The organism is Streptomyces natalensis ATCC 27448 (assembly GCF_000935125.1).
Classification (GTDB): domain Bacteria; phylum Actinomycetota; class Actinomycetes; order Streptomycetales; family Streptomycetaceae; genus Streptomyces; species Streptomyces natalensis.
In genome coordinates this window covers 207021-222535 of sequence record NZ_JRKI01000026.1, presented here as the reverse complement: position 1 = coordinate 222535, position 15515 = coordinate 207021, and the positions used below count along the sequence as shown (strand labels likewise).

The window sequence follows — 15515 nt, the reverse complement described above, 5'->3', positions numbered from 1 at the left end:
CCGCCTGACCCTCTCACCGACCTGGCCCTCTCACCGACCGGCCGCCCGGCCCGCCCGCTTCAGGACGCCGGCTTGCGGGCGAACGCGCCGTGCAGCAGGGCACGCAGCGTGTCCGCGGCCGGGGTACCGCTGCCGGAGCGGGAGGCCACCGAGATGGTGCGGCGCAGCTCGGGCGGATCCAGTCGGCGCATCCCCAACGGGGTCACCGCACCGACCGCCATCATCTCCGGCACCACCGCCACCCCCATCCCTGCGCTGACCAGCGCACACACCACCCCATAGCCCGGGGACTCACAGCGCACCGCCACACTGGCCCCGGCGGCCGCCAGCGCCGCCTCCACCGCCCGCCGGTTGGGATTGGCCGGCGCCATGCTCACCAGCGGCTGGCCGGCCAGTTCGCCCAGCGCGAGCCGCCCGGTGCCCGCCGACAGGGCATGGCCGGGGGCCGTGACCAGCACCAGCTCCTCGGTCAGCAGCGGCTCCAGCCGCACCCCGTCCGGCACCGGCACCGCCTCGCCGGGCACATACTCGTGCGTCAGCGCAAGATCCACCTCGCCCAGCGCCACCGCCGTCATCTCCTGGGGCGGGACGAACTCCGTCACGCTCAGCTCCACATCCGGGTGCGCCCGCCGGAACGAGCTGAGCGCGGGCGGCAGCAGATGCGTACCGGCCGTCTCGAACGTGCCCACCCGCAGCCGTCCGCCGGACAGCCCCGTCAGCCGCGCCAGCTCGTGCCGCGCAAGGTCCAGCTCGTCCAGCACCCGCCGCGCCCGTACGAGCAGCAGCTCACCGGCCGCCGTCAGCCGCGCGCCCCGGTGGTGACGCACCAGCAGCGCCGCTCCCGCCTCCCGCTCCAGCTTGGCCAGCTGCTGGGACAGGGCGGGCGCGGTGTAGCCGAGCCGGTCGGCCGCCCGGGTGATCGAACCGGCCTCCGCCACCGCCACGAGGGCGGCCAGCCGGGTGGGGTCGTACACGCGATGCGCCTCCTCCTCCCCGGGCCTTCCGGGACTCACCTCCCCGGCTCCACCTGCGGAGCCTTAAGAATCCCTTTGGGCTGACCCTCAAGATTCCCAGTACCTATTAAAGGCCCTGAGGAGCGAAGCTGCTTCTCATGGACGGACAGCTGATGACTTTCACCGCCGTCGCCGCGGGCATGGTCGCCCTGCCGGGCGCGGACTTCGCGGTCGTGGTGCGCCAGGCCCTGGACTCGCGCCGGGCAGGAGTGGCGGCCGCGCTCGGCGTCGCCGGCGGACTGCTGGTGCACACCGCGCTGGCGGTGGCCGGACTGGCGGCGGTGCTGGTGGCCGTGCCGACGCTGTTCGAGACCGTCCAACTGCTGGGCGGCGGCTATCTGTTGTATCTGGGCATCCGTTCGCTGAGCGCCGCCGCACGGCAGTGGTCCGCCGCGTGCGCGGAGCGGCCCGCCGCTGAGGCGCAGGGCGGATCCGCCGGGAATGCACCCGCCGGGAACGCACCCGCCCAGGACGTCCCCGCTCACGGCCCCCGGCCTCGTGCGACGGCCCGCCGGAGCACCGCGCACAGCCTGCGCCAGGGCTTTCTCACCAATGCGCTCAATCCCAAGGCCCCCGTTCTCTTCCTCAGCCTGCTCCCGCAGTTCGTCCCGGCGGGGCAGCCCCCGCTGCCCCGCACCCTGGTGCTGGCCGCCATCGTCGTCGCCATGGCGGCGGTGTGGTTTCCCGCCGTGGCACTGCTCGTCGACCGCCTCGGCGGCCAACTGCGTCGCCCGCCGGTGGCCCGCGCCCTGGAGGCGGCCACCGGAACGCTGCTGACCGTCCTGGGCAGCGTCCTGCTGGCCGAGCTGGTGCTCGCCTGACAGGCCACTGCGCGGCCGGTCACCACGCGGCCGGCCACCGCAGTGCCGGTTGCTGTGCCAACGTACCGGCGGCCACTGACAATCGGCCGCGGACCTCAGCCCACCCGCCCGTACCACACGGCGGAACTCCAGATCCGCTCCAGCCGCACCACCGCACCCGACTTGGGCGCATGCCAGATCCGGCCGCGGCCGGCGTAGATCCCGACGTGGTAGACGCCGCGGGCCGTGTGGAAGAAGACCAGATCGCCGCTTCTGCGCGCCGCGCGGGAGACATGGCTGATGTGGTTGTACTGCGCGGCGGCGGTGCGGGGCAGCATCTTCCCCGCGTGCTTGAACGAGTAGCGGGTCAGCCCCGAGCAGTCGAAGCGGTAGGGGCCCTGGGCGCCCCACTGATAGGGGGAGCCGCGCTTGGAGGCCGCGATCCGCAGGGCCTTGGCGGAGATGGCGGCGGCGTCGGCGTCCTGGGCCGTTCCCGGGGCCAGGGTGGTGCCCGCGACGGTGACCATCGTCAGGGCGGAGACGGTGCCGGCGCGAGCCAGCAGATTCGGCAGATGCCTGCGCACGCTCATGCGCAACCCTTCGTCAGCCGCCTGCGAAGGGTGACCTGTCGGGTTCGGGCAGGCGAAGAATGCCCGGCCGTGCGTACGGCTTCACCCCAAGGAGCGCGTCGGCCCGAAGGCCGCGGCCCCGTCGTGCTCGGTTCCTCCGCTCCTGCCGGTCCACACTGCATCGACCTGACATCCGGACGTCGGCAGGATTCGGCGTCCGTCCGGACCGCCCCGTCGCTGTGGCGGGGTCTTGTCGTGGAGGGATCTTCACGCCCTCACCGTCCAAAATCCGGCAAGAAATGCTTTGTTACACCACTGTGTGACATTGGTCACATTTGATCCAAAAGGTGGCTTATGCCGGATTTCTCGAGTGGTTCGTCGCGACCGCCGACGCCGGGACCAGCGGCGACGCGTCGCCTGCCGGACGACGTGCGGGCGTGTTCTGCAAGTTGTCGCCCTCTCGCCGCGGGCACACCTGCTACGCCGTCCGGGCCCGTCGGGTACGCCGCGTGTCGGATTCAGGGCGCGGACGGCGGTGGCACCGCGACGAGTCCGGCGCGGCGTTCGCCGTCCAGGACCCGTAGCGCGCGGGTCAGCGTCGCGGTGTGCAGTTCGCTCTCGCCCCGGCTGTGCATCAACGTCAGTGCCTCGCGCAGCGCGGCCGCCGAGCGGACCAGCGCCTGGGCCGCGCGCAGCGAGCTGTAAGTGCCGCCGCTGCGCGCCGGATTGATCCGGCCCAGCAGATCCACGACCTCCAGATAGCGGTCGATCACCTCACCCTCGGCTCGCGTCAGCGCGGGCAGCGGCGGCAGTTCCGGTGGCAGCATCCCGGCTCACCGCACGCCGAACGGGACGGACTGCTGCTTACGCCCGCGCGTGAGCCCGTCGATCAGGCCGTATTCCTGTGCCGACGGCGCGTCGAAGATCTTGTCGCGCTCGATGTCCGCGGCGATCACCTGCCGTGGCTGACCGGTGTGTTCGGCGAGCAGCTCCTCCAGTTTCTCGCGGGTGCGCAGCATTTCCGTCGCCTGGATCTCCAGATCGGTGACCTGGCCCTGGACCGGCTCGCTGAGCGACGGCTGGTGGATCAGGATCCGGGCGCCGGGCAGCGCCAGCCGCTTGCCCGGCGTACCGGCGGCCAGCAGCACCGCGGCCGAGGAGGCGGCCTGCCCCAGGCACACCGTCTCGATGTCGCAGGAGACGAACCGCATCGTGTCGTAGATCGCGGTCATCGCCGTGAAGGAGCCGCCGGGGGAGTTGATGTAGAGCGAGATGTCCTGTTCCGGGGCGGCGTGTTCGAGGTGGATGAGCTGGGCCATCACGTCGTTCGCGGAGGTGTCGTCGATCGCGGTGCCCAGGAAGATGATCCGCTCGCCCAGCAGCTTGGAGTACGGATCCAGGGTGCGCGTCCCGTTGGTGGTGCGCTCGGTGAATTCCGGCAGGACGTAGCGGGCCGTCGGTCGCAGCATGACCGCTCCTCTCCTCTGTTCTGTAAAAAATGTACAGGACGTACATCCCGTTGGAATGGGACCGGATTCTAGTGATCAGCTAAAAGTCCCAGGTCAGAGGCTGTTTTGCTGTTCGCTGAGGGCTGACATCTCACAAATCTCTCCCTGGAACTGCGGCACAAGGTCGAGATCCATCGGATGACCGGGCGGGTCGTCGAGTGCCCGATCGACGAGATGAACCGCCCGCGGGGATCCAAGGACGCCGCCCTGCGGATCCCGCCGGCCGAACCGGAGGTCAGGCGCTGTTCACCGGCTGGGGCGGCGAGCTGGCGACCTGCCATCGCCGACGGTGGCCACCGCGGCACCGGGCTGGTCATCCCGCACCGTCGCGAGCCCGGCCTGAGCGAACTCCCGGGCTGGAAGGAGGAGCACAACTGCTTGCACCGCAAGGTCCGCGCCCGCGTCGAGCGCGCCTTCGCCCGAATGAAGGGGTGAAGATTCTGCGAGACTGCCGCCTCAAGGGCGACGGCGTTCACCACGCGATGCTCGGTATTGCCCACCTCCACAACCTCGCCCTCGCCGGATGGACCTAGGACACCCCGCCACAGAGGCCATCCGGCCCGCCTAATCGATCATTGCGGGACAAGCCTTTAGTCGGAAGTGTTTGCAGGGCCACACCCGCAGGTGTTCCGTTCCGCGGCGACCGGAACGAGCAGGGTGCTTACAAGTCGCGATACCCATCGTTGTCGCCCGTTTCGGGTGGAACATTGCCGCGCTTGTTGAACAGCAGTGAATAGTTCAGTAGCGCACGAAAGAGTTCAGGTGGTACTTCAGTGGCGCAGGGAACTGTTCAGTGCCACACCTCACTGGATCTTCGGTTTCTGGCCGTGGGGATCGATGCCCGAGGCGATAGGGGGCAGCTCCCCCGGATGCCCGGATTCGGGGCGCCAGAGCCATTGCGGACGGAGGTGTTCCGCCTCCACCTGGGGTTGTCCCTGTCTCGCCACCCGTCCGGCGTTCCGCACGGCTGGCGGGGGCGCGGTCGTGGTGCTTCAAACGCTCCCCGGTTTGCGCCCTGCCGGGGGCGTTCGGGTGCCCGTCACGCTGGCGTTGACCCGGGCCGAAACTCTTCGGCGGCCGTTGTCCGCGACTGCGTCGGCCCTCACGGGCGTGACGGGTGAGAGTTCCACAATCCCGACGACTTAACGTAGTGCTCTCGGTACTCTCTGCGCCTGTGGCTCAAGGTGCTCACGAAAGGCAGCCTGCATGAGGAACGTGGGTGCTTGAGCAGTGCCGCAGCGACGGCACGTCCTTCAGCGACAGGCTCATCCCCGGCCACTGTCTCCAGAACGGCAGCTACCGCCTGGAGATGCAGTTCGACGGCAACTTCGTGCTCTACTCCGGCTCCCGCGCCTGCTGGGCGAGCGGCACCGACGGGACCAACGAGGTCTACGCGAAGTTCTCCGGGGACTGGAAGCCCGACTCCCCCTACATGACGCTGGAGTCGCCCGTCGGGGAGCTCAGGAAGTACCGCGGGAAGTACACCGGGCTGCACAAGACCGGGAACGTCAGCCTCAACAACAAGGGCGAGGTCTGGATCGCCTACGGGAAGATGGCGGGTTGCTGATCCGATGCTGGTCCTGCCCGTTCAGGCCCTGCGCGGCAGCACGGTCGGAGTCCCGTACGCAGAGGCGTTCCCGATACTGCGCCTCGTCGAGGACGGGAGCCCCGCATGAGGGTAGCCATGCTCCAACCCACCTACTGGGCAAGGGCCCATGTGTGGAATCGGGTAGTGTCCGCCGATCTCTTCGTCTGGCTGGACAGTGTCAAGTTCGCACGTTCCTCGACCAAATGGGAGGACCGCACGCTCGTCGAGACCCCGGACGGACGCCCTGTCATCCTGCGGTTGCCCGCCCAGGGGTCACGCGAGGTGTCCTGGCGCGAGGTGGAACTTTGCGACGGGTGGACCAAGCACCGTAAGACGCTGCAGAGCTGCTACGGCAAACGTCCGCACTGGCGGGCTGTGGTGCCGTATCTGGAGAGCGTCTACGGGACGCCGGCCGGCACGATCGAGGCCGTTTGCCGGCGCACGTTCGAGGCCACACTCTCCCTGCTCGGCGAGAACCGTCCAGTCGTGCGAGCCTCACAGCTATCGGCCAAGGGCACCAAGGGCGAGTTGGTGCTGCAGCTGGTCCGTGAAGTGGGCGGGACCACCTACGTGACGGGCGCGCCGGGCGCCGCGTATCTGGATGCCGCGCGGTTCGCCGACGCCGGCGTGACCGTGGAGGTCCAGTCCTGGACGGCTCCGGTCACCCGGCATGGGCTGGTCAACCCCTCGATTGTCCATGTCCTGGCGGAACTGGGCTCGGTCGGTGCGCGGAGGATGCTGCTGAAGAGCCATTGACGTCGGCCCCCGTCCAATCTCGGTGGGAAGCCGGAGGGACGTTGGCCGGCCTGGCTGGTACGAGGCCCCGCACGCCGCGCTCCGCTGCGCTGCAACCTGAAGTCCATCAGTGTCCATGAGGGTTCCGTGATGTATGTGCAGACCACCCAGGACGAAACAGGATCCGATCAGATCTCGATCGTGTCCTCGGGAGTCAAATCAACAAGCACACTCAGCGGTGCTTTGCTCACGCGGTGGGGATGCGGGACCTCGGGGGCTTGCCCAGTGGCGGGGAACGAACTGACGCCCGGGAAATTGATCGCCAAGGCCCGCAGGCGCAAGGGATGGCCGCAGCGGGACTTGGCCGCGATGATCGACCGCTCAGAAAGCTGGGTCTCCCAGGTCGAACGGGACACGATTCCCGTCAACAGCCTTGGGACGCTACGCGAGTTGTCCGGCGCCCTCGACGTCTCGCTGTCCGATCTCCTGGCTGCCGCGCCGCCTCCGAGCCAGATGCCAAGATCGCCTCGTAGGAGGTGTGCCTCCACTAGGGTCCGTCTTCAAAGATCACTCGCGGTGGTGGATCATGGTGGGGTGATACGCCGTCATGAACTCACCGACAAAGAGTGGGAGTTACTCGCTCCGCTGATGCCGCGGGCCGCGACTGGGCGGCCGCGCGTGTCGGACAGACAGGTCGTCAACGGGATGGTCTACAAGATCCGGACCGGGATCTCCTGGCGTGACCTGCCGGAACGCTATGGACCGTGGAAGACGGTCGACACCCGCTTTCGCCGCTATGCCCTGGACGGCGTGTTCACCCGAGCACTCCAGCAGATCCAGGCCGAGGCGGACGCGGCCGGCGACATCGACTGGCTTGTCCAGATCGACTCCACCATCGTCCGTGCCCGCCAGCACGCCGCCGCGACAGGCCGAAAAGGGGGATCCGTCGGCCGGACGAACCAGACAATCACGCCCTCGGCCGATCCCGAGGCGGACTGACCACCAAAATTCACCTCGCCTGCGACGGCCTCGGCCGCCCGCTCGCCATCATGCCATCACCCGGCCAACGCCACGACAGCACCTGCGCACGGCCCCTCCTGGAATGCATTCGCGTTCCACGCACCGGCCTCGGCCGCACCCGCTGCAGGCCCGACCAGGTCATCGCCGACAAGGCCTACAGCTCCCGCGGCTTCCGCACCTACCTGCGTAAACGCGGCATCGCAGCGATCTTGCCCGGCATGTCGAGGGGTAGCCGTAGCGAACGCGGAAAATCCAACGAATCTGTTGGGCTGGGGTTATTCGAAGACGCGCTCGACGACTTCGGCTTGTTCGGTCTGGCCGGCGCGGAAGTAGCGGGCAGCGGTTTCGACGGAGGCCAGACCGAGGAGGGCCTGGACCTGGGCGGGGTTGGCTCCGCTTTCTTTGGCGCAGGCGGGTCGCGTAGGTGTGGCGGCAGCGGTGAGGCCGAAGGCCGGGGAGGCGGGGTGGGACCTACGTCGGAACCGGATCGCACGCTAGGCCGGAGACCGGCGTTTGTACTGTGCGTGAGTGGTGATGGCTTGCTGAGCAGCCGATCTGCGCCGCGTTTTACGCTATGGAGTCAGGCTTCGCTGGCAACGCCAAGCGAGGCGACCCTTTCTGTGTCTAGCCTGCTCACCTGCTCTATGAGCGCCGTACCGCCGTTTCCGGTCCACTGTTGTTCGAGCCCTGCTACCTGACCGCGTTGTCGACCATCGACCTGCGTCCACCGCGGATCATGCTCCCTGCACCCCGAACGTACTTGCGCGTTTGCTAGTGGCTCTGCGCAGGCCACCAGCATTCTGCTGACCGGATCAGCGGCCATGACCCGCATCTATGGTGGCCTCGACCAGGCTGGCGACCTTGGACATCCCGGTCTTGTTGGGGTGGTAGGGCGTCCGTCCCGGTTGCGTCCGGTACCGCTCCACCCACGGGTCGCTGGAGCAGGCATGGTGCTGCCTGCTCGCGGTGGCGGCGTTGACCACCCTCGCGTCATGACGTCTGGCGGCCTCGTCGGTGGCGGCCTCCAGCCTGGACGCGACCAACCGTTCGAACCACACCTGGTCGTCCGTCAACGGAACCCCGTCGCACACCGGCCCGGTGAGCGGCAATATGGTCAGGTAGTTTACCAGCAGCACCCGCGCGTCGGGGGCCCGCCGGTGGACCGCGTCGACCACCTTGCCGATCGACGAGGCGACGGACCGGAGTTCGCGATTGATCCTGTTCTGGTCCACGGCCGCGCAGTTCTTGCCCTGGCTGTTCTGGCACGAGTACGCGGTCAGGCTGCCCAGGTATTCGACGTCGTTGCCGCCGATCGTGATGGTGACCAGTGCGGTGTCCCGGGTAACGGCCCTGATCTGCGGCGGCCTGCCACCCTGCGGGGCGGTGAGAATGTTGTTGGTGTCCGCCCCGGAGCACGACACGTCGTGCAGGTCCAGTTCATCATGGCGTGCCACCACGCTGGCGTAGTTGTTCCGTGAACGACCACACCCGGCCGGGCTGCCCGGCTGTCTCGGCGGAATCCCCGGACCAGCGGCGAAGGAGCTACCCAGCGCCACAGACTTCCCCACTGGGCCGAGGCCCGGCGGCGGCGCGGCTCCGGCGGGCGTGGCCATGGTCAGCGCCAAGACCAGCGCCGTTACCACCGCGGTGCTCATTCTCCGGCTCATCTCGAACCCCCCGCATCCATCGAAGTGCCGGTCTGCTCGTCCGCCGCGACCGGTTCATCCGCCGCATCGGCGGGCGGTGAGAGCAGGCCCGGATTGGTGGCGGCCTGGGAGCTGTCGAAGCCCAACGTGCTTCCCCGGTACTCGAAGGTCCACTTCTGGTTGTATTTGCCGTTGCACTTCCAGATGCCGACCCAGCGGCCGTTGCCGGTCCTGTTGCCCAGCACGTCAAGGCAGTCCTTGGTGACGACATTGACCAGCCCCAGCGCGCCGGGGTCGGCGTCCCAGATGTCCACCAGCCAGTCCTGGCTGCGTTGTCCCTGACAGTCCCACTCGTGGACGTAGTCGCCGGCGCGGGACCGGTCGCCGCGGCGCAGGTCCAGGCACTTGCCGGTCCTGATGCTGCGGATCACGTACGCGCCACCGCCGTGCTGACTCTGCACGAACCGGAACGCCTGGTTCAGGCCGTTGTGCGAGTCGTAGGTGATGATGTGCGTGCCGTTGGCGCTGTTGCCCTTGCGCACATCCAGCACCCGCTCCCCGACGCCACCGTGGTTGCTGTAGCTGCCGATCTGGAAGCCCGCCGCTGCCCGGATCGGGATCACCCCGAACTCGACCGGGTAATGGTCGGCGGACAGGCCGCCGAACAGGCGCCCCTGGTAGCGCAGCCCGAGCCGGCCCATATTGCGGGACGCGATCATGTAGTCCAGTTCGCCACCGGCCTGCTGGGTGACCCGGCCTGACCGGAAGATGTGCGCGTTGGCGGGCATCCTGCCGTTCAGCGAGGAAGGTTCACGGTTGAAGTCGCCCAGGATCGCGAAATCGTAGCCCGCCGCGCGTACCGGGTTGTCGATGTGCCGCACCAGGGCAGGCACGTCGGGGCCGTGCCCCCTGGACCGCGCGTGCACGGTAAAGAACACGGTCCGGCCGTACCGCAGCCCGAACGCCGCACGGGAGCTACGCAACTGGGCGGGCACCGTCCAGATCTGGTTGGCCCGATTCTCGGTGACCATGGCCAAGTTGACCCGGTGTCCCCTGGGGTCGGTCTCCAGGAAATACACGTGCCGGTTGATCGGGCTGGTCCTGGTGCCGAAGTTGCGGGTGTAGTGGTAGACGGTCTCGTCACCCACCATGGTCGAATCCACGTATTTGAAGGGCCCTTCCTGATTCCGGGCCGGTAGCGGGCCTGCCTCCTGTAGCGCGATGATGTCGTGCCGGGCCAGCAGTTGCGGGAGGTCCGATGTCCACTTCGGCGTGGTGTCCTGGCTACTTCCCTGCATGTTGTAGGTGACCGGACGGTGTTCCTCCAGGTTCTTCGCCTGGGTGCGCCCGCCGCCCGTACTGCTCCAGCGACCCCGGGAACACCGCCAACTGATTCGCCAACCGCAACACCGCAGCCTGCGGAAGCGACCAGATGTCATCGGGCACGAACCCCAGCCACGGCAGCGTGTGTCCGGGTAGCACCGCAGCCCCTCCATCTGCTCATCGGAGAAGAATTGAGTGGCCAACCCCACCAACCCCCAACGGATGTACCGGAACCGACACGAACCGTGGCGGCAGAGATCAACGCCTGTCCTCAGAACCCGAATAACCCAAGCTCAGGCGTTGGTTCGTTGGATTTTCCGCGTTCGCTACGGCTACCCCGTCGAGGACGACCGGCAGCTCCGGAGCCACGGCGTCCTGGTCGACGGCGGTGTGCTCGGGCATGAGGTCGGCGACGGCCGTACGGATGGCCCCGCGGCTGCGTGTTCGCGGGCGAGGCCGGCAATGGACTGTCCGCCTAGGCACGCGGTACGCACGGTGTCGGTCTTCCCGGCTGCAGCAGGGTATCGGTGTCCGGTCCGATCGCGTCGACGACGCCTGCCGCGTCCATGCCCGGCACGCACGGATCGGGACGGCCCTGGAACAAGGTGGGCGCGGCCCCGGCGCGCAACAGGGTGTCGGTGGGGTTGGCCGACGCTGCGTGCACGCGAATACGCACTTCGCCGGTGCCCGGCACCGGATCGGGCAACTCGATCACCCGTAGTACCTCGAGTCCACCGAACTCGGTCAGACCGATCGCTCGCACGGCCACCGCCCCTTTTCTACGTCTGTCATCGAACGTGAGCTCATGGGTTCCTGCGCGTTCTCGAAAGTGGCGGGCCTTCACCTCTCGGTGGGGATGGCGGCGGCTGCGGGGTTGCCCACGGACCAGCGGGAGCTGACCCGGTTGCGGCGGACCAGCCACACGTGGTCGTGGTCGCGGACCAGGTCGGTTTCGAACCGGTTGCCCAGCAGGAGGTGGTCCTGGAAGTGGACCGACGGTCCTTCGCCGGCGCGGTGGTGCTGCCCGATCAGGTAGCAGGTCAGTTGGGCAGTATCGCCGTCGACCCGGACCCGGATGTTGGACAGCGCGTGGAACGTGTCCATCGCCAGTCCCACCGTCCGCATCAAGGTCCGTACGACCTGCTCGCGACCCACGTAGGGCTCGAAGGCGTGGATGCTGTGGTCGATACCGCTGAGATCGAACACGGCGTCCTCGGTGAAGGCAGAGCGCAGCAGGTCCGCATTGCCGAAGTCGATTCCTTCGACGATCCGCGTCACCGCGTCAACGATGCCGTCTCGGTCCGTGAACTCCGTCGTCTCGGTCAGGTTCATGAGCAGTCTCCGTTTCTCGGGATGGAGCGGCGATGCCTGGTCGGCCGCATCAGCAACGCCAACGTTGGTGTGGGAACCCTGTCATCAGCCTCCATCGGATCTGATTGGATCCGCGCCGTCGCGAGGCCCCGAAACTTCGGGGTTCATCGGACGCGTGTGGCGCCTGTCGTCATTCGTTTGACGACAGAGATAGGGGGCGCTGCTGCCGGAACTGGCTGGGGTGGAAGCTGCCCACGATGCCGCGCATCAGAGCCGCAACAACAGGCCCTCGCTGAAGCAAGGCGGAGCCGTACTAGTTGATATGGACGCGGTAGATGTTGGCGTCGTGATTTGGCAGGTAAGAGCAGGTGTTGCGGGAGAAATGGAACCGGTACCAGTCGTTGTACGCGACCCAACCGTCGTTGTTGCCGGCACACAGCACCTCCGCATGGCGAATATCCACGGCGACATCGCCAGCGTTCGCGTAGCAGTATGCAGTTTGGCCGGGCTGAGGAATCGTGTGGATCTGGAGGTAATCCGCGGATCCGCAATTTACCGGGCTGATGTACGCGGGACTTGTGGAGGCCACCTAGGGAACGCCGATCACGGGTGCGCCGACAATGGCCCCGACAGCAAGTGCCTTACGCATGAATCCAAATTTCACTGCTCGATCCCATCAGTAAGAGGCGCAGAAGACAGCGCCCAACCGGTTCGTTCAGAGTTCGCCGGGAGCGGCAAACCGACAAAACACGCCGCCGACCGGCTGGATGCCCAAGAGCAGCCAGACCGCGCTTTCGAAGTCGTAGCCATGTCTGAAGCGTGCGGGAACGGCAGGAGCAGTGGGAGAGACCTGGTTATCCAGGGATCGGCGCTCCCTGGCTACGCGTGCGGATCTGGAGGACCCTGAAAGCGTGGACCGAATCGAACTCGCGGATTTCCTGCGCCGCGCCCGCACCCGGCTGGCCCCTTGCGATGTGGGCCTGAGCGCGGGTCCGCGGCGCCGCACCCCGGGCCTGCGCCGCGAGGAGGTGGCGCAGCTCGCCGGGATGTCCACGGACTACTACACGCGCCTGGAACAGCGCCGTGGCTCCCACCCGTCGCGGCAGATGCTCACCGCGCTCGCCCGCGCCCTAAGGCTCACGGAGGTGGAGCGCGACCACCTGTTCCACCTGGCGGGCCAGGAGCCGCCCCGGCCCGGCAGCTCCTCGGGCCACGTCCGCCCGGGACTGCTGCTGATCCTGGACCGGCTGCACGACCTCCCGGCGTCGGTGATGAGCGACTGGGGCGAGATGCTCGCCCAGAACACGATGTCGATGGCCCTGGTCGGCGACCTCACCGGGACCAATCTGACCCGCCGCTGGTTCACGGCGGCGGGCGCACGGGACCTGTTCCCGCCCGAGCAGCACGACCAGCTTGCCCGCGTGCACGTGGCGGGCCTGCGGGCGGTCACCGCGGCACGCCCCGACGACCCGGGCCCGGCCGCTCTCGTGGCCGAACTCCGCGCCGCGTCAAAGGAGTTCGAGGCACTCTGGGAGTCGCACGACGTCGTGGTGCGCCGCCCGCTGAAGAGGTTCCTGCACCCGGTGGTCGGCGCCCTCGACCTCGACTGCGAGATACTGCTCAGCGACGGACACAGCCAGCAGCTCTTCGTGTACTCGGCGCAGCCGGGCACACAGACGTACCAGCGGCTCGAACTGCTGCGGGTCATCGGCCTCCAGGACCTGACCATCGCTGCCACACCGCACTCGGCGGCCACCCGCCCATCACCCGCGTGAACAACCCTGCGGGTCAATACACCTAGCGCGTGAAGTCGGCCTTCTTGAACGCCTCGACATCGCAGCACGGAACGAACGGCCACGGGGCACAGGCTCCACCTGGAGCGTTATTCAACGAGGCCGGCCTCTGGCACGATCGCGGCGGCGAGTCGGACTCCACGGGCATGAACGCGTGCGACGACGACAACGGGACCCACAGACGCCGTCGCCGCCGTACCGCGGAACGGGGCAGCGGTCAGCGCGGTTGGCGTAGCCCTGCGACGAGGAGCTCGACCAGTCGACGTGCGTCGTAGCGGGAGTCGTTCTCGGCGCCGATGCAGAGGTTTCCGATGCCGCGCATGAGTGGGTAGGCGTCGAGGCCGGAGCGGATCTCGCCGGAGGCGGCGGCAGCGTCGAGGAGTTGGGTGCACACCGGCAGGAGGCGGTCGAGGAAGTAGGCGTGCAGTGTCTCGAAGCCGGTGTTGTCGGCCTGCATTGCGGCGGCGAGGCCGTGCTTGGTGACCAGGAAGTCGACGAAGAGGTTGACCCACCGCCCGAGGGCGGCATGGGGTGTCGGGCCGGTCGCCAGCAGGGCCGGGCCGGCTTCGGCGCAGGCGTCGACCTGGTGGCGGTAGACGGCGATGATCAGATCTGCCCGGGTGGGGAAGTGGCGGTAGATCGTGCCCATCCCGACGCCGGCCTCGGCCGCGATGTCGCGTACCGGCGCTTCCACGCCCGAGGTGACGAAGACCGCGGCGGCCGCGTCCAGCAGGGTCTGCTTGTTGCGCCGGGCGTCCTTGCGCTTGGATCCGGCTGTGCTTCCCGCACCCTGGCCGCTGTCGTTCACCGCGGCGCTCCTTCCGTGACTGACCTTGCAAACCGGAACACTGCTCCGTATCGTTAGTGGAGCAACGTTCCGTTTTACTCATGATGCCAGAGCAGGGACGCGGCACCCAAGCCGCGCATCTCGTCATGCCTTCGCCTCCCTCCCCGGCCCGGCACTGTGGCGCCGCTGATCGCCGGGTCCGTCGCCCCACCACGCAAACAGACCGAACGGAAGCACTGCGGACGAGAGTCCCGCCCGCGTCACTCTGATCCAGCGGCTCAGCTCGGCCTTCCTGCGCAGCGCCCTTTACTCCGAGGACACCAGCTGGCAGGCGGCGGCCACCGCACTGGAGGAAGACCCCAACCCGCTGGGGAAGCTGCACAGCAAGTGAGCGAGCCTCACCAGAACCCAGCGCGCCGGGCGGACGTTGCTGGTAGGCGGCACGGCTCAGGCCCCTTCCGCACACGCGCCGCAGAGCGGCGCGCTCCCGCCCGGCACCGCTGACGTGGAAAGGAACCACGGTCCCATGACGCAACCTCTCACTCCCTGCTTCGGGATCATGACCGCTCCCTCGCAGGTCGACTACCACCACATCCTGCGGGTCTGGCGCGAGGCCGACACCATCCCGGAGATCGAGCACGCATGGCTGTTCGATCACCTCATGCCGATCGGCGGCGACCCCAACGGGGTGGCCTACGAAGGCTGGACCCTGCTCTCGGCCCTCGCCGCGCATACCCAGCGACTGCGTCTGGGCGTGCTTGTCACGAGCAACCGCTTCCGGCCGCCCGCGATGCTGGCCAAGATCGCCGCGACCGTGGACGTCGTCTCCGGCGGGCGCCTCGATTTCGGCATCGGCGCCGGGTCACGCCCCGGCCACCCCGTGGCCCGGCGCGAGTACGAAGCCCATGGTCTGCCCTTCCACGACGCAGCCCACGCCGTGAGCAGCCTCGCCGAAGCATGCACGGTGATCCGGCGACTGTGGACAGAGACCGAACCGTTCGACTTCCACGGCACCCACATCCAGCTGACCGGCGCCTTCGGCAATCCCAAACCCGTTCAACGCCCTCCCCCGCCCCTTCTCATCGGCGGACGCGCCGCCTCGACGCTGCGCGTGGTCGCCGAGCACGCCGACTTGTGGAACATCCCGGGCGGTGACATCGACGACGCCGTCGAGCGCAGCGCATTGCTGGACCGCTACTGCGCCGAGATCGGGCGCGATCCCGCCGCCATCACACGCTCGATCGTGCTGCCGGTCTCCTACGCCGATCCAGATGCGACCCGGCACGCGATCGGCGAAGCAATCCACGCCGGTTTCCGGCACATCGTCCTCGGACTGACCGCGCCCTACCCCGACAACGTCGCACGGTGGGTCGCCGACGAGCTCATCACCGCCTCGGCCAAGGAGCACCACTCGGCATGAGT

Annotated in this window: 16 protein-coding genes, 2 pseudogenes and 1 riboswitch; of the genes and pseudogenes, 8 read left to right on the top strand and 10 right to left on the bottom strand. The window is 68.1% G+C overall.

Going from position 1 to position 15515, the window contains the following annotated elements; genetic code table 11:
* Positions 1-59: 59 nt before the first annotated feature.
* Positions 60-974 carry a LysR family transcriptional regulator gene (locus SNA_RS16790; RefSeq protein ID WP_030064684.1) on the bottom strand — a complete coding sequence of 305 codons (915 nt, stop codon included), beginning with the start codon at positions 972-974 and terminating at the stop codon, positions 60-62.
* Positions 975-1111: 137 nt separating this feature from the next.
* Between SNA_RS16790 and SNA_RS16785 the strand changes: the two genes are divergently transcribed.
* Entirely contained in the window at positions 1112-1834 is a 723-nt protein-coding gene (locus SNA_RS16785; RefSeq protein ID WP_044365652.1) for a LysE family transporter, read from the top strand.
* 95 nt (positions 1835-1929) lie between these two features.
* On the opposite strand, the gene SNA_RS16780 is transcribed toward SNA_RS16785, so the two are convergent.
* The 3 genes from SNA_RS16780 to SNA_RS16770 form a co-directional block, all read right to left on the bottom strand.
* A complete protein-coding gene (locus SNA_RS16780) occupies positions 1930-2403 on the bottom strand; it encodes a C40 family peptidase (protein WP_030064682.1) in 474 nt (157 codons plus the stop codon).
* A gap of 3 nt (positions 2404-2406) precedes the next feature.
* Positions 2407-2603: riboswitch (cyclic di-AMP (ydaO/yuaA leader) on the bottom strand.
* Positions 2604-2900: 297 nt separating this feature from the next.
* Positions 2901-3209 (bottom strand): hypothetical protein, encoded by a 309-nt coding sequence (locus SNA_RS16775; RefSeq protein ID WP_030064681.1) that lies wholly within the window; start codon positions 3207-3209, stop codon positions 2901-2903.
* Positions 3210-3215: 6 nt separating this feature from the next.
* Complete coding sequence (locus tag SNA_RS16770; RefSeq protein WP_044365650.1) at positions 3216-3851, bottom strand: ATP-dependent Clp protease proteolytic subunit; 636 nt, start codon at positions 3849-3851, stop codon at positions 3216-3218.
* Between the two features lie 318 nt (positions 3852-4169).
* Between SNA_RS16770 and SNA_RS39695 the strand changes: the two are divergent.
* From SNA_RS39695 to SNA_RS45205, 5 genes and pseudogenes are all read left to right on the top strand, one after another.
* Positions 4170-4423 (top strand): annotated as a pseudogene (locus SNA_RS39695) (transposase); the annotation flags it as partial.
* 686 nt (positions 4424-5109) lie between these two features.
* On the top strand, positions 5110-5457 hold the full coding sequence (locus SNA_RS16760; RefSeq protein ID WP_030064676.1) for a hypothetical protein: 348 nt from the start codon (positions 5110-5112) through the stop codon (positions 5455-5457).
* A gap of 105 nt (positions 5458-5562) precedes the next feature.
* Positions 5563-6234 carry a WbqC family protein gene (locus tag SNA_RS16755; protein ID WP_078969957.1) on the top strand — a complete coding sequence of 224 codons (672 nt, stop codon included), beginning with the start codon at positions 5563-5565 and terminating at the stop codon, positions 6232-6234.
* Positions 6235-6363: 129 nt separating this feature from the next.
* Complete coding sequence (locus tag SNA_RS39690; protein WP_157879949.1) at positions 6364-7212, top strand: IS5 family transposase; 849 nt, start codon at positions 6364-6366, stop codon at positions 7210-7212.
* Positions 7155-7931: a transposase gene (locus SNA_RS45205; protein WP_420823491.1), complete on the top strand. Its 777-nt coding sequence runs from the start codon at positions 7155-7157 to the stop codon at positions 7929-7931. The genes SNA_RS39690 and SNA_RS45205 overlap by 58 nt, the downstream gene beginning before the upstream one ends.
* Before the next feature lie 114 nt (positions 7932-8045).
* Here the strand turns inward: SNA_RS45205 and SNA_RS16745 are convergent, their stop codons facing one another.
* From SNA_RS16745 to SNA_RS45200, 5 genes are all read right to left on the bottom strand, one after another.
* Positions 8046-8888: an SGNH/GDSL hydrolase family protein gene (locus tag SNA_RS16745; protein ID WP_198535050.1), complete on the bottom strand. Its 843-nt coding sequence runs from the start codon at positions 8886-8888 to the stop codon at positions 8046-8048.
* 8 nt (positions 8889-8896) lie between these two features.
* The gene (locus SNA_RS16740; protein WP_030064668.1) at positions 8897-10177 is read right to left on the bottom strand and encodes a ricin-type beta-trefoil lectin domain protein; all 1281 of its coding nucleotides are present in this window, start codon (positions 10175-10177) and stop codon (positions 8897-8899) included.
* A gap of 500 nt (positions 10178-10677) precedes the next feature.
* A complete protein-coding gene (locus SNA_RS16735) occupies positions 10678-10971 on the bottom strand; it encodes an alcohol dehydrogenase catalytic domain-containing protein (RefSeq protein WP_030064666.1) in 294 nt (97 codons plus the stop codon).
* Between the two features lie 71 nt (positions 10972-11042).
* Positions 11043-11534: a nuclear transport factor 2 family protein gene (locus SNA_RS16730; protein ID WP_030064665.1), complete on the bottom strand. Its 492-nt coding sequence runs from the start codon at positions 11532-11534 to the stop codon at positions 11043-11045.
* A gap of 292 nt (positions 11535-11826) precedes the next feature.
* On the bottom strand, positions 11827-12102 hold the full coding sequence (locus tag SNA_RS45200; RefSeq protein WP_157879947.1) for a beta/gamma crystallin domain-containing protein: 276 nt from the start codon (positions 12100-12102) through the stop codon (positions 11827-11829).
* 322 nt (positions 12103-12424) lie between these two features.
* On the opposite strand from SNA_RS45200, the pseudogene SNA_RS16725 reads away from it, so the two are divergent.
* Positions 12425-13240 (top strand): annotated as a pseudogene (locus SNA_RS16725) (helix-turn-helix transcriptional regulator); the annotation flags it as partial.
* Between the two features lie 283 nt (positions 13241-13523).
* Here SNA_RS16725 and SNA_RS16720 read toward each other — a convergent pair.
* Positions 13524-14114, bottom strand: a complete 591-nt coding sequence (locus tag SNA_RS16720; protein WP_044365645.1) for a TetR/AcrR family transcriptional regulator — start codon at positions 14112-14114, stop codon at positions 13524-13526.
* A gap of 505 nt (positions 14115-14619) precedes the next feature.
* Here SNA_RS16720 and SNA_RS16715 point away from each other — a divergent pair.
* Positions 14620-15513 carry an LLM class flavin-dependent oxidoreductase gene (locus tag SNA_RS16715; protein ID WP_044365643.1) on the top strand — a complete coding sequence of 298 codons (894 nt, stop codon included), beginning with the start codon at positions 14620-14622 and terminating at the stop codon, positions 15511-15513.
* Positions 15514-15515 lie beyond the last annotated feature (2 nt).